Here is a 12072-nt window from a genome sequence, read left to right as displayed (position 1 = left end):
CTACCATGGCAACGACCATTCGACAGGCCACCGTGGCCGACATCGACACCCTGTTCGATATCCGTACCAGCGTCACCGACAACCACCTCTCGCGCCAGCAGCTCGACGAGCTGGGTGTCACGGCAGACGCGTTGCGCCAGGCGATAGAAGAATCGCCGTGCGCGTGGGTGGCGGAGCTGGACGGTGTACCGGCGGGCTTCGCCATGGTCGATATGGACGGTGGTGAGCTGTTCGCGCTGTTCGTGCGCCCGCAGCATGAGGGCAAGGGGCTCGGCACGCGGTTGCTGGAGGCCGCCGAACAGGCGTTGTTCGCCCGGCATTCGCTGATTCACCTGGTGACGGACGGTGACGAGGCGATTCGCGCCAACGGCTTTTACAGTCGCCAGGGTTGGTTGCAGGTTGGTGAGGTGGACGAGCGGGATGTGCGCTATGAAAAGCGCCGTGATCGATAAGGGCCGTGGGGCCTCCCTTCCCCGTTGAACAAAGCGCCGATCAGGTCTCTACACTTTCGTTGGGGAAGGTGCGTGGCTTTTCCTGCTCAGGCTGTTCCTGCTGCTGCGGCTTTTCCTCGGTGCCTTCCTTCTCTGGTTTGCCGAGCATTTCGTTGGTGGATTTCTGCACCTCGTCGATCTGTTCGTTCAAGGCATTGATCGTATCGCTGACCGCTTCGCGGGCAATTTCCTGCACGGCCTGCTCGGCCTTTTCGGTGAATTTCTGCGCCGATTCCTCGGCCATGTCGCAACCGGCCAGGGTCAGGCCGATCAAGGCGGTCAACACCAGTGCGCAAAGCGGTGATGGGTTCATGATGTATCTCCAGTGAAAAGCCCCGGCGTCGCCGGGGCGTCTGACGTCAGTGCGGGGTCTTTTCGGCGTCGACGGCCGGCGGGTCGTTGCGGGTTTTCCACATCGACAGCAGCACGCCACCGATCAGCAGGCCCAGGGTCACACTCAGGGAAATCACCGGCGGGGTCTTGCCGATGATGCCGACCAGGAAGATCTTGCCGCCGATGAACACCAGCACCAGGGCCAAGGCGTACTTGAGGTAGGCGAAGCGATGGATCATCGCGGCCAGAGCGAAGTACAGGGCGCGCAGGCCGAGGATCGCGAAGATGTTCGAGGTGTAGACGATGAACGGGTCCTGGGTGATGGCGAAGATCGCCGGCACACTGTCGATGGCGAACACCAGGTCGGCACACTCGATCAGCACCAGCGCCAGGAACAGCGGCGTGGCCCAGCGCACCACGTTGCCTTTTTCATCTGGCTGACGAACGAAGAAGCGACCTTCGTGCAGGCGGTCGGTAACCCGCATGTGTCGACGGACGAACTTGATCAGCTTGTTTTCGGACAGGTCCGGGTGGTCGTCGACCTTGCTGAACAGCATCTTCACGCCGGTCAGCAGCAGGAAGGCGCCAAACACGTAGAGGATCCAGCTGAACTGCGCGATCAGGGCAGCACCCAGGCCGATCATCAGGGCACGCAGCACGATGACGCCGAGGATGCCCCAGAACAGCACCTCGTGCTGGTACTTACGCGGGATGGCCAGGAAGCTGAAGATCATCGCCATCAGGAACACGTTGTCCATGGACAGCGACTTCTCGATCAGAAACCCGGTATAGAAATCCATACCGGAGGCGGCGCCTTTCATGTGCCAGACCCACAGGCCGAACAGCAGGCCTGCAGTGATGTAGCCGCCGGACAGCAGCAGGCTTTCCTTGACGCCGATTTCGCGATGCTCGCGGTGAAGCACCCCGAGGTCGAAGACCAGCAGACTGACAACGATGGTGATGAAGATCAGCCAAAACCAGGCTGGCGTGCCGAGGAAGTCGGCGGTGAGGAACGGTACTAGGGTGCTCATGAGCCCCTCCTAAGTCAGAGTTGTACAAACTGCAACTCCGACATGGCAGCTGGTCAGCTGTCAGAGGGGCCCGGCGTCGCAGCGCCAATCTAGCAGGCGCTGCGCGCTTCTCAAGAGCCGACTCGTTGCAAATTATAACGAGCCAAAAATCGGCGAATCACTTTGAAATTCATGAAAAAGTTCCCGTAATGCGCTTTGAAATTCGCATCAGGCCTGGGCTGCAAGAGCGCCCGACTCTCGAACCGGTACCCAGGCGCTGCCACGCAACCGGCTGGCATCCCTGGCCGGTGGCAGGCCGAACAGGCGCACGTAATCGCGGCTGAACTGCGAGGGACTTTCGTAACCGACACGGTAACCAGCGCCTGCCGCATCGAGCGCTTCGGCGACCATCAGGCGGCGCGCTTCCTGGAGGCGCAAGTGGGTGCGAAATTCCAGCGGGCTCATCGCCGTGACGGCTTTGAAGTGGGCATGGAAGGTCGAGCGGCTCATGCCGGCGATATCGGCCATGTCGTCGATCCGGCAGGCCTCGGCGTAATGATTGCGCAGCCAGACGATGGCCTTGGCGATCTGATTCAGGCGGCTGTCGGCCTTGACCATCTGCCGCACCATGGCGCCGCCCCTGCCGATCAGCAGGCGGTAGAGGATCTCGCGCACGGTCAGCGGTGCCAGCTCGGCGATGTCGCCGGGCGCATCGAGCAGGCCGGCAAGTCGGGCGGCGGCGTCGAGCAGTTCCGGCGTGGTTTCGCCGAGCTGGATGCCGGCAGCAGGTGCACCGTCCTTGTCGTCCGCCGGATAGCGCAGCACCAGGTCGCTCAGCACCGTCATGTCCAGGTCGACCACCAGACACAGATAGGGCTCCTGCTCACTCGCTTCGATCACCGAGCCCATCACCGGCACGTCCACGGAGGCGATCAGGTAATTGGCCGCATCGTAGACATAGGTCGTGGCGCCGGCCGTCACTCGCTTGCGCCCCTGTACGATCAGGCAAAGGGTCGGTTCGTAGACCACCGGCATCGGCACGGTCGGCGTGCAGGAGCGCACCAGGCTGACGCGGGGAATCGCCGTCGAACGAATGCCGTCACCCGGCGTATGGCGACCGATGATCTCTACCAGCTTGTGCAGCGAATCCATGGCAGCTCCTTTGATAACCAGGGTATTACAAGGTTTTTCAAGCGGATGATCAGGTAAGTATCCGGGACGATCCAGCTACGAGTTCGGCCCGGCGCAGCGGCAGACTCGGTCAGGACAGATCGGCACTCGGGCCACTGCGGCGCTCGCTTCTACCTGCGCCGCGCAGCTTTCCGAGCTCAGACGATCAGGCAGGCGAACCCGTCTGCAGGTTCCACGAAATCGATGGCCCTCGCCAGCATAGGCCAGGCGCGTCGATCAGGCAGATCAAATAGAAACGAGGAGTCCAACCATGCGTATCGAATCTCTGCGTAATGTCCGTGCCGCGGCCCTGTATGGTGCTCTGCTGCTCGGCGCCCTGTCGCCAGGCATGGCCCACGCCAACGCCGATCTGGAGGCCCGCAACAAACAGGCCGTCAGCGAAGCGTTCGATCGCTGGGCAGCCGGCGGCAACACCTTCTTTCGCGACATCCTGACGCCCGACGTGGTGTGGACCATCAGGGGTTCGGGCCCCAGCGCCGGCGTCTATCGCGGCGTGGACGCCTTCGTGGCCGAGGCGGTACAGCCTTTCGTGGCGCGCCTGTCCGAGCCGGTGCGGCCGGTGAGCAAGCAGGTGTGGGCCGATGGCGACCACGTGATCATCCAGTGGGACGGCACCGGCGTGGCCCGCGATGGCCAGCCCTATCGCAACAGCTACGCGTGGATCTTTCGCATGCGCGACGGCAAGGCCTACGAGGTATCGGCGTACCTCGACCTGCCGGCCTACGACGATGTGCTGCAGCGCATCCCAGATCCGGCGTGACGGCCATGAATTGCCGAGCTACCTGCCTGCGCGCCCTGCTCATGGGCGCGCTTCTGGCGGCACCCGCTGCGGTGCTTGCTACCTCATCCACCACGGCGACAACGTCGCCCAACCAGGAGAACGCCATGGCCAACCATCCCTACGTCGGCATGTGGGTCACCGACGACGGTCAGATCCGCCACGAACTGCTGCCCAACGGGCGCTACGACGAAGCACGCGGCAGCCGGGAAAGTGCCTATCAAGGTCGTTATGAAATCACCGGCACCCATATCGACTACTGGGACGACACCGGCTTCACCGCCGATGGCGAGTTCGTCGACCGCAACACGCTGCACCACGGCGGGATGATCTTTCGCCGCCGCTAGCGGGACGTGGGCCGCCTCTGTATCGGGGCGGCCTTTTTTCAGGCCGGAGTCTCGATTAGCAGCTCGGGCTCGTGGCTGACCGGGAAATTCATCGAGCGGGCGATAAAGCACATTTCATGGGCCTGATGATGCAGTGCACGAGCCTTTTCCAGATCGCTGCCGGCGGCCAGCGTCACTTTCGGCCGCAGCACCACTGAGGTGAACTGCCCGGCACCGTCGGCCTGTTCGAGCATGGCGCCCTGGGCGTTGTCCTCGTAGGCGATCACAACGATGCCGGCACCGGCGCACAGGCCCAGATACCAGAGCTTGTGGCAGGCGGAAAGCGACGCGACCAGCAGCTCCTCGGGGTTCCAGCGCGCCGGGTCACCGCGAAAGCTCGGGTCGGACGAGCCGGCGATGGTGGGCTTGCCAGCGGCCTCGATGCTGTGGGCACGGCTGTAACCGCGATAGGAGGAAGTGCCGCTGCCCTCGTTGCCGGTCCAGGCCACGCGTACGTCGTAGTGATGCTGTTTGTCCGCCATCTGCTGCTCCTGAAAATGGATGACTGATCCAGGCAGACGAGCGTAGCGCGTAAACGCATTGGCAGTGGCGATTTCGAGGTGATTGGAGAACGCGGCAGGACGACTTAGCACCGACATTGCATCAGCGCGGTACAGCTCGATCGTCTGCTGTGATTGAGTGAATCTCGAGGCGGCTTACCGCCCCGAGACATCAGGCTCACTGATTGCGCGTCACGCGCCAGATGGTGTTGGACAGATCGTCAGCGATGATCAGCGCGCCTTTCGGGTCGACCGTTACGCCCACCGGGCGGCCACGGGTCTTGCCATCCTCGCCGCGGAAGCCGGTGGCGAAGTCGATGGGCTCGCCAGCCGGACGGCCATCGGCGAACGGCACGAAGATCACCTTGTAGCCCACCGGGTTGTCGCGGTTCCAGCTGCCGTGCTCACCGACGAACACGCCGTTGGCGAACTGCTCGCCCATCTCCGGGATGGAGAAGTCGACGCCCAGCGCCGCTACGTGGGAGCCGAGGGCGTAGTCCGGCTTGATGGTGATTTCGACCATTTCCGGCTTGTGCGGCTGCACGCGGGTGTCGGCATTCGGGCCCCAGTAGGCGTAAGGCCAGCCGTAGAACTTGCCCTCCTGCACCGAGGTCAGGTAATCCGGCACCAGGTCCGGACCCAGCTCGTCACGCTCGTTGACTACCGCCCACAACTGCCCGGTTTCCGGCTGGATGGTCAGCGCGGTCGGGTTGCGCAGGCCGGTCGCGTAGGGTTTGTGCATGCCGCTTTCGGCATCGATCTGCCAGACCAGCGCACGGTCGGCCTCGACTTCCATGCCGCGCTCGCCGATGTTGCTGTTCGAGCCGATGCCGACATACAGATAGCGACCATCGGGGCTGATGGTCATCGCCTTGGTCCAGTGATGGTTGATCTCTTTCGGCAGGTCGGTGACCTTGGTCGGCGCAGCGTTGGCCTGGGTCTGACCGTCCTGATAGTCGAAGCGCACCACGGCATCCTGGTTGGCCACGTACAGGTTGCCCTCATGAAAGGCCAGGCCGTAGGGCGCATTGAGGTTCTCGGCGAATACCGTCTGTGTTTCGTAAGTGCCGTCACCGTCGGCATCACGCAGCAGGGTCAGGCGGTTACCGCCTTTGACCTTGGTATTGCCCTGGGCCTTGATGTAGCTGGCGATCACGTCCTTGGGCTTGAGCTTGGCCGCATTGCCGCCACGGCCCTCGGCCACCAGGATGTCGCCGTTGGGCAACACCAGGGTCTGGCGCGGGATCTTCAGGTCGGTGGCGATCGCCGTGATGCTGAAGCCTTCCGGCACGTCGGGCTTGCGGTCGCCCCACTCCGCCGGCTCGGCGATCTTCATGCTCGGCAGCAGGCCGCGTTGTGGCTCGGGCAATTTCGGGTTGGGGCCGCGCTCAATGGTGGTGTCCGCTTCGCCGCCGCAGGCGCCGAGCAGCAGCGCCATGCTGAGGGTGGTCAGTGCACTTGCCGTTTTCATCGTTCACCTCCCGAACGCAGGTTGCTCAGGCCCAGCCAGGCGGTGATCACCGCTAGCACGGCGACGACGGCCGACAGCACCAGCCCGGTAGGCATCACCGCCCAGGCGTCCTTGGCGTGTTCGAAGGCGTTGATCAACCCGATTACCCAGGTGACCAGCAGCAGCAGGAAATACAGCACCGGGCGACCGGCCTTGCGCTGTGCGCCGATCAGGTTGCCCAGGGCGAACAGCAGCGCCAGGCCGGCGAACAGCAAGCCGCCGGCGATCAGCCAGGCCGCGAAGTTGGCCCACTGGATCTGGAAGCTGTTGTAGTAGGCGATATCGCTCAGCAGCGCGCCGAGAAACAGCGGAACGGTGCCGGCCAGCAGCATCGCGTGCAGCGGCCCTGGCCTGTAGCGGTAGTCGGGGTGGGTGGTAACGGTCACGGTGGCTCCTTATCGTTCAGCGATCCCGGGGCTGGAAGCCGGCGCACCTGCACCGGCCCGTCTGGCTCGCGCTGACAGCGCATAGGGGAAGATTGCGCTGCCGGAACGTTAGTTCACCTCCATTTCAGGGCGGAAATATCTTGAAAGATCCAGTAACAGCCGGCCCGGTTCATGCTGGCTGAAATTCGCCTGCTCAGCCCAGCAGACCCTTGAAGAACCGCGAGGCGTTTTCGTCGAGGGTGGCGATGTCGTACCCGCCTTCCTGCACCACCACGCACGGCAGACCGAGTGCGCGGATGCGCCGGCCCAACTCCTCGAAACCGGCGTGACTGACCGCGACCTTGGACTGCGGGTCGTTCTCGTAGATATCGAAGCCCAGCGACAGCACCAGCACCTGCGGCGCGAACGCGCTGATCGCCTGTTCAGCCTGGCCCAGGCAGGTGAAGAAGTCCGCCTCGGAGGCGCCATGGGCCATCGGCAGGTTCAGGTTGTAACCCTTGCCGGCCCCTGCGCCCTGCTCGTCGTCGAACCCGGCCACCACCGGGTAGAAGTTGGTCGGATCGCCGTGGATGGAGACGTACTGCACGTCGTCACGCTCGTAGAAGATTTCCTGGATGCCCTGGCCATGGTGCATGTCCGTGTCGAGGATGGTGACCCGCTCGAAACTGGCGCGCAGCACCTGGGCAGCGATGGCCGCATTGTTGAGAAAGCAGAAGCCGCCGGCCGCCTCGGCCCGCGCATGGTGGCCCGGCGGGCGACACAGCGCGTAGGCCTGGGGCTCGCCATCGCGTACCGCCAGGGCGGCGGCGACGGCGGCCTGGGCCGACCAGTAGGCGGCCTTCCAGGTGTGCTCGCCGATCGGGCAACTGCCGTCGGCCAGGTAGCGCGCGGTTTTGCCGAGAATGCCACGCAACGGATTGTTCTCGCGGATGAAGATGTTCGACATCACCTCGTCGCCCCAGTCCTCGTCGACCTCGTGCCACTGGGCGTAGGCACTTTGCAGGTAGTCCAGATAGGCGTCGCTGTGCACCGCACGCAGCGGCGCGAGGCCGTGATCCGCCGGCTCGACGACCGCGAAGCCGAGCTGGCGGGCCATGGCCAGCAACGGGTCGATACGTGCCGGAATTTCCTGGGGCTCGCGCATCTGCCCACGGGACAGGTAGCTGCGCGGATGATGCAGGCGTTGCTGAGGGTGGAAAAAGGTTTTCATGGCGATTGTCCGTAGTCGTGACAGAGGGGACGCGCACCCTGGCGGCGCCCGTCGGCGATTCAGTAACCCAGCGCGGGATCGACCTGATGGTTCAGCGGCAGGCCGGCGTGCAGGCGCTGCAGGTTGTCGGCGATCTGCCGGGCGATGCAGGCATCGGACGCCGACGACGCCATGTGCGGCGTGACCCATACCCCAGGCGTCTGCCAGAGCGGCGAGTCGCGGTGCAGCGGCTCGCTGGCGAACACGTCCAGCAAGGCGCCGCGCAACTGGCCGCTGGCCAACGCATCGAGCAGATCGGCCTCTACCAGATGCTCGCCGCGACCGCAGTTGATCAGCGCCGCGCCCTGGGCCAGATGCCCGAACAGTTCACGGTCGAGCAGGCCGCGCGTGGTGGCGGTCAGCGGCAGCAGGTTGACCAGCAGGTCCAGGCCATCGAGAAAGCCGGCCAACGCGTCGGCGCCGGCAAAGGTGGCGATGCCCTCCAGCTCCCGCGACGTCCGCGCCCACCCACGTACCCCATAGCCGGCCTGGGTCAGCCGCGTGGCCACTGGCGTGCCGATGGCGCCCAGCCCCATCACGCCGACCCGATAATCCCGCGCCGCACGCTGCACCGGCCGCTGCCATTGCTGGCTCGCGCGCCCCTCGATCACCTGGTCGAACCCGCGATGAAAATGCAGCACGCCCCAGTGCACGTATTCGGCCATGCCCTGCGAGTGATCGGGGTCGACCACCCGGCACACGGGAAGCCCGGCAGGCCTGGAGCGATCATGCTCCAGGTGGTCGACGCCCGAACCGATCGAGTGGATCAGCCGCAACCCCGGCAAGCGGCCCAGGCTGCCCTCGGCGGGGTACCAGCAGGCCGCGACCTGGGCCCGTTCGGCGTCCGGTTCATCGGGGCGCAGCACCCTGAGTGCGGGGGCATGGCGGGCGAACAGCTCGGCGAGCCAGTCTTCGAGCGGCCGCTCACGGCACAGCAGCACCACGCTGGGCAGGGGTTCAGCGGCACCAGTCATCACGCTGCTCCTCGATCAGGCTGAGAGCGGCCTGCCAGGCCAGGTCGATAATGCCGTCGATGCCGTCGCGGGCGAACTGCGCAGCGGTGTGCTGGCATACCGCTTCGCTGGGAACGTTCAACGCCACGCCCGCCGCCATCGCCTGGATCTGCGCCTGGCAGGCACGCTCCAGGAAATAGATCTCGTGAAAGGCGTGGGCCACGCTCTGGCCGCCTGCCAGCAGGCCATGGTTACGCAGGATCATCGCCTTGTGGCTGCCCAGGTCCGCCACCAGGCGCACGCGTTCTTCCAGCGACAGGGCGATGCCTTCATAGGTGTGATACGCCAGGTTGCCGTAGAACTTCAGCGCATGCTGGGTCAGTGGCAGCAAGCCGTCACGCTGGGCGGCCACGGCCATGCCGGCAGCGGTGTGGGTGTGCACGATGCAGCGCATGTCCGGGCGGGCTTCGTGAATCGCCGAATGGATGACGAAGCCGGCAGCGTTGACCCGCCGCTGGCCACCCAGGCGATCCACCACATTGCCCTGCAGGTCGATCAGCACCAGGTCGCTGGCGCGCATCTTCTCGAACGCCACGCCGTAGCGGTTGATCAGGAAGTGATGCGCCGGCCCCGGCACCCGCAGGGTGATGTGGGTGTCGATCAGATCGGTCATGCGGTAGTAGGCGACCAGCCGGTACAGGGCGGCCAGCTCGCAGCGCGCCTGCCATTCGGCATCGCTGATGATCTCGGGCTTGCTCATGGGGTCACGACCTCCGGGTTGGACAGGCTGGGGTTGCGGCGCTCCTCGGCGCGCAAGCGCGACAGGCCGATCACGCCGACCAGCGACATCAGGGCCAGCACACTGAAGAACAGCGCCAGCGGCATCCACTGCCCGGCGAACTGCCCGGCCAGGTAGGTGCCGATCAGCGGCGTGAGGCCGCCGGTCAGGCCGCTGCCCAGTTGATAGGCGATGGAAATGCCCGAGTAGCGCACCTGGGCGGCGAAGGCCTCGGCCATGTAGCCGGCGATCGCCGAATACAGCGCCGCCAGCAGCAACACGGCCAGGGCGATACCGGCAGTCATGTAGACCAGGTTGCCGGTCTGCACGAGCAGGAACATCGGGTACGGCACCAGCATGCACAGCGCCGCCACCCCCTTCAGGAAGCGCCCTTCACCGAAGCGTTCGGCCAGCAGTGCCGAACACGGCTGGGAGAGGAACTGCAGGATGGTGACCAGGAACAGGCAATCGAGAATGGTCGACTTGGAGATGCCCTGGTACTGGGTCACGTAGGTGATCATGAAGGTGTTGGTAAAGAAAAAACCGCCCGAACCGATGGTCACCGCCGCTGCGGCGAACAGGATCTGCCGCCAGTTATGGCGCAGCACGTCCTTCACCGGGCTCTTGGAGGTCTGCTTCTGCTCCTTGACCCTGGCGAACTCCGGCGACTCGGGCACGCCGAAACGAATCGCCAGGCCCACCAGCATCAGCACGCCGCTGAGCAGGAACGGCACGCGCCAGCCCCAGGTCATCAGCGCCTCCTGATCCATCTCGCTGATGGCGCGAAAGGCGATCAGCGCCAGCAGCAGGCCCGCCGGGCTACCCAGCTGGGCGAAGGAGGCGAAGAACACCTTGCGACCCTTGGGCGCGTGTTCGCTGGCCATCAGCACCGCCCCGCCCCACTCGCCGCCGACCGAGATGCCCTGCAGGAAACGCAGCGCCACCAGGCCGATCGGCCCCCAGATGCCGGCCTGGGCATAGGTCGGCAGCAGGCCGATGCAGGTGGTCGCCACGCCCATCAACACCATGGTGAACAACAGCATCTTCTTGCGCCCCAGGCGATCACCCAGGTGGCCGAACACCACGCCGGCGAATGGCCGGGCGATGAAGCCGACGGCGAAGGTGGCGAACGCCGCCATGGTGCTCAGCATCGCGTTGTCGCTGGGAAAGAACAGCTGCCCGAGCACCAGCGCCGCGGCGAAGGCGTAGATGTAGAAATCGTAGAATTCGATGGTGGTGCCGATGAAGGCGGCCGCCGCGGCACGACGCGGCGTGGAGGTAGGGGTGGTCATCGCAGGCTCCCGGATTCGTTTTTATAGGCAGGAGAAAAAGCACATCCCCGGTGGGGATCGGTCGCACTCTGGCGGTGCATTGTCAGATCATGCCCCCGACCCTATGCTAAGCAAAGCTTCTAATTTCAATACTCAAGTATAAGTAAAATGGATACTTAAACGCCTATGAATGCCGGCTACCGCCATGCCGAAGCACGCCGTTTTCTCAACGACCGGCTGGACTGGAACCTGCTGCGCACCTTTCTGGTGATCGGCCAGGAAGGCAGCATCAGCCGCGCCGCTGCGCGCCTGCACCTGAGCCAGCCGGCGGTGAGCCAGGCGCTCAAGCGCCTCGAGGAGCAACTGGAAAGCGCCCTGGTGATCCGCAGCGGGCCGCGCATCACGCTGTCCAAGGCGGGTGAGGAAGTCATGCAGATCGCCGCCGAGCTGTACGGCACGGTGTCGCGCCTGGGCCCGGCACTCGACGCGCCGGAAGAAACCGTCGCCGGCAAGATCCGCATCCTGATGATCAGTCGCATCGAGTCGAGCTTCTACGACGACTTCCTGGCCAACTTTCACGTCGACTACCCACGGGTGGAGTTCGAATTCGACGTGCTGCGCAGCTCCGACGTGGTCAGCGCGCTGCTGCAGAAAACCGCCTCGTTTGGGCTGAGCCTGTGCCGCACGCCACAGCCGCGGCTGGAGCAGCGGGTGATGCTCAAGCAGCGTTACGCCTTTTTCTGCGGCAAGCGCCACGCCCTGTTCGGGCGCAACGACCTGAAGCTGGCGGATCTGAAAAGCGAGAATTTCGTGAGTTTCACCCGCGACCAGATTGGCGGCAATCTGTCGCCGCTGACCATCTTTCGCGACCAGCAGGGCTTCACCGGGCGCATCGCCGCTTCTTCGTCGAGCCTCGACGAGATTCGTCGCCTGGTCGCTGCCGGCTACGGCATCGGCTGTCTGCCCGAACATATCGTCGCCAAGGACGTGCAGGCCGGCGAAGTGTGGCGCCTGCCTCCGGCGGAGGGGGTGATCGACGTGAACGTCTACCTGCTGTGGAACCGGGACCAGAAGCGTACCCATGCCGAGGCGGTGTTTCTGGAGCGCTTCGAGCAGGCGCTACTGGCCACCGACGTGCGCAACAGGTTCTGAGAGCCTGCTCATGATCTTTACGGTAATTTCGGCAACGACGTGGCGGGAGCGGACGTTATCCGATCCACTGTGGGAGTCGCGACC

At 64.6% G+C, this 12072-nt stretch carries 14 protein-coding genes; 4 read left to right on the top strand and 10 right to left on the bottom strand.

Features of this window, described 5'->3' with window-relative positions; translation table 11 throughout:
* Positions 1-5 precede the first annotated feature (5 nt).
* A complete protein-coding gene (locus BVH01_RS13665) occupies positions 6-452 on the top strand; it encodes a GNAT family N-acetyltransferase (protein WP_075930812.1) in 447 nt (148 codons plus the stop codon).
* A 40-nt stretch (positions 453-492) separates the two neighbouring features.
* Here BVH01_RS13665 and BVH01_RS13660 read toward each other — a convergent pair whose 3' ends face one another.
* The 3 genes from BVH01_RS13660 to BVH01_RS13650 all read right to left on the bottom strand — a co-directional run bounded on the left by BVH01_RS13660 (position 493) and on the right by BVH01_RS13650 (position 2986).
* Complete coding sequence (locus BVH01_RS13660; RefSeq protein ID WP_075930811.1) at positions 493-804, bottom strand: hypothetical protein; 312 nt, start codon at positions 802-804, stop codon at positions 493-495.
* Positions 805-850: 46 nt separating this feature from the next.
* The gene (locus BVH01_RS13655) at positions 851-1855 is read right to left on the bottom strand and encodes a TerC family protein (RefSeq protein ID WP_075930810.1); all 1005 of its coding nucleotides are present in this window, start codon (positions 1853-1855) and stop codon (positions 851-853) included.
* A 207-nt stretch (positions 1856-2062) separates the two neighbouring features.
* On the bottom strand, positions 2063-2986 hold the full coding sequence (locus BVH01_RS13650; RefSeq protein WP_075930809.1) for an AraC family transcriptional regulator: 924 nt from the start codon (positions 2984-2986) through the stop codon (positions 2063-2065).
* A 289-nt stretch (positions 2987-3275) separates the two neighbouring features.
* Here BVH01_RS13650 and BVH01_RS13645 point away from each other — a divergent pair, with 289 nt between their 5' ends.
* Entirely contained in the window at positions 3276-3785 is a 510-nt protein-coding gene (locus tag BVH01_RS13645) for a nuclear transport factor 2 family protein (protein ID WP_075930808.1), read from the top strand.
* Between the two features lie 125 nt (positions 3786-3910).
* Positions 3911-4150 (top strand): Atu4866 domain-containing protein, encoded by a 240-nt coding sequence (locus BVH01_RS13640; RefSeq protein WP_083659469.1) that lies wholly within the window; start codon positions 3911-3913, stop codon positions 4148-4150.
* Positions 4151-4188: 38 nt separating this feature from the next.
* Here BVH01_RS13640 and BVH01_RS13635 read toward each other — a convergent pair whose 3' ends face one another.
* The 7 genes from BVH01_RS13635 to BVH01_RS13605 form a co-directional block, all read right to left on the bottom strand.
* Positions 4189-4671 carry an OsmC family protein gene (locus BVH01_RS13635; protein ID WP_075930806.1) on the bottom strand — a complete coding sequence of 161 codons (483 nt, stop codon included), beginning with the start codon at positions 4669-4671 and terminating at the stop codon, positions 4189-4191.
* A 196-nt stretch (positions 4672-4867) separates the two neighbouring features.
* Positions 4868-6160: a sorbosone dehydrogenase family protein gene (locus BVH01_RS13630; protein WP_075930805.1), complete on the bottom strand. Its 1293-nt coding sequence runs from the start codon at positions 6158-6160 to the stop codon at positions 4868-4870.
* Positions 6157-6585, bottom strand: a complete 429-nt coding sequence (locus tag BVH01_RS13625) for a DUF2231 domain-containing protein (protein WP_013790323.1) — start codon at positions 6583-6585, stop codon at positions 6157-6159. Before BVH01_RS13625 ends, BVH01_RS13630 begins: the two co-directional genes overlap by 4 nt.
* A gap of 193 nt (positions 6586-6778) precedes the next feature.
* The gene (locus BVH01_RS13620) at positions 6779-7795 is read right to left on the bottom strand and encodes a histone deacetylase family protein (RefSeq protein ID WP_075930804.1); all 1017 of its coding nucleotides are present in this window, start codon (positions 7793-7795) and stop codon (positions 6779-6781) included.
* A 59-nt stretch (positions 7796-7854) separates the two neighbouring features.
* Positions 7855-8808: a glyoxylate/hydroxypyruvate reductase A gene (locus tag BVH01_RS13615; RefSeq protein WP_075930803.1), complete on the bottom strand. Its 954-nt coding sequence runs from the start codon at positions 8806-8808 to the stop codon at positions 7855-7857.
* A complete protein-coding gene (locus BVH01_RS13610) occupies positions 8792-9547 on the bottom strand; it encodes a class II aldolase/adducin family protein (RefSeq protein WP_075930802.1) in 756 nt (251 codons plus the stop codon). The genes BVH01_RS13615 and BVH01_RS13610 overlap by 17 nt, the downstream gene beginning before the upstream one ends.
* A complete protein-coding gene (locus tag BVH01_RS13605; RefSeq protein ID WP_075930801.1) occupies positions 9544-10857 on the bottom strand; it encodes an MFS transporter in 1314 nt (437 codons plus the stop codon). Before BVH01_RS13605 ends, BVH01_RS13610 begins: the two co-directional genes overlap by 4 nt.
* Positions 10858-11022: 165 nt before the next feature.
* On the opposite strand from BVH01_RS13605, the gene BVH01_RS13600 reads away from it, so the two are divergent.
* Entirely contained in the window at positions 11023-11988 is a 966-nt protein-coding gene (locus tag BVH01_RS13600; RefSeq protein ID WP_075930800.1) for a LysR family transcriptional regulator, read from the top strand.
* The last annotated feature ends 84 nt before the right edge of the window (positions 11989-12072 follow it).

Source organism: Pseudomonas sp. PA1(2017) (assembly GCF_001945375.1).
GTDB lineage: Bacteria > Pseudomonadota > Gammaproteobacteria > Pseudomonadales > Pseudomonadaceae > Aquipseudomonas.
The sequence above is the reverse complement of the archived record's forward strand: the minus strand, read 5'-3'. Positions and strand labels throughout refer to the sequence as shown.

Coding starts and splice junctions, on each gene's coding strand:
- BVH01_RS13665 (WP_075930812.1), top strand. CDS start 6: ATGGCAACGACCATTCGACAGGCCACCGTGGCCGACATCGACACCCTG.
- BVH01_RS13660 (WP_075930811.1), bottom strand. CDS start 804: ATGAACCCATCACCGCTTTGCGCACTGGTGTTGACCGCCTTGATCGGC.
- BVH01_RS13655 (WP_075930810.1), bottom strand. CDS start 1,855: ATGAGCACCCTAGTACCGTTCCTCACCGCCGACTTCCTCGGCACGCCA.
- BVH01_RS13650 (WP_075930809.1), bottom strand. CDS start 2,986: ATGGATTCGCTGCACAAGCTGGTAGAGATCATCGGTCGCCATACGCCG.
- BVH01_RS13645 (WP_075930808.1), top strand. CDS start 3,276: ATGCGTATCGAATCTCTGCGTAATGTCCGTGCCGCGGCCCTGTATGGT.
- BVH01_RS13640 (WP_083659469.1), top strand. CDS start 3,911: ATGGCCAACCATCCCTACGTCGGCATGTGGGTCACCGACGACGGTCAG.
- BVH01_RS13635 (WP_075930806.1), bottom strand. CDS start 4,671: ATGGCGGACAAACAGCATCACTACGACGTACGCGTGGCCTGGACCGGC.
- BVH01_RS13630 (WP_075930805.1), bottom strand. CDS start 6,160: ATGAAAACGGCAAGTGCACTGACCACCCTCAGCATGGCGCTGCTGCTC.
- BVH01_RS13620 (WP_075930804.1), bottom strand. CDS start 7,795: ATGAAAACCTTTTTCCACCCTCAGCAACGCCTGCATCATCCGCGCAGC.
- BVH01_RS13615 (WP_075930803.1), bottom strand. CDS start 8,808: ATGACTGGTGCCGCTGAACCCCTGCCCAGCGTGGTGCTGCTGTGCCGT.
- BVH01_RS13610 (WP_075930802.1), bottom strand. CDS start 9,547: ATGAGCAAGCCCGAGATCATCAGCGATGCCGAATGGCAGGCGCGCTGC.
- BVH01_RS13605 (WP_075930801.1), bottom strand. CDS start 10,857: ATGACCACCCCTACCTCCACGCCGCGTCGTGCCGCGGCGGCCGCCTTC.
- BVH01_RS13600 (WP_075930800.1), top strand. CDS start 11,023: ATGAATGCCGGCTACCGCCATGCCGAAGCACGCCGTTTTCTCAACGAC.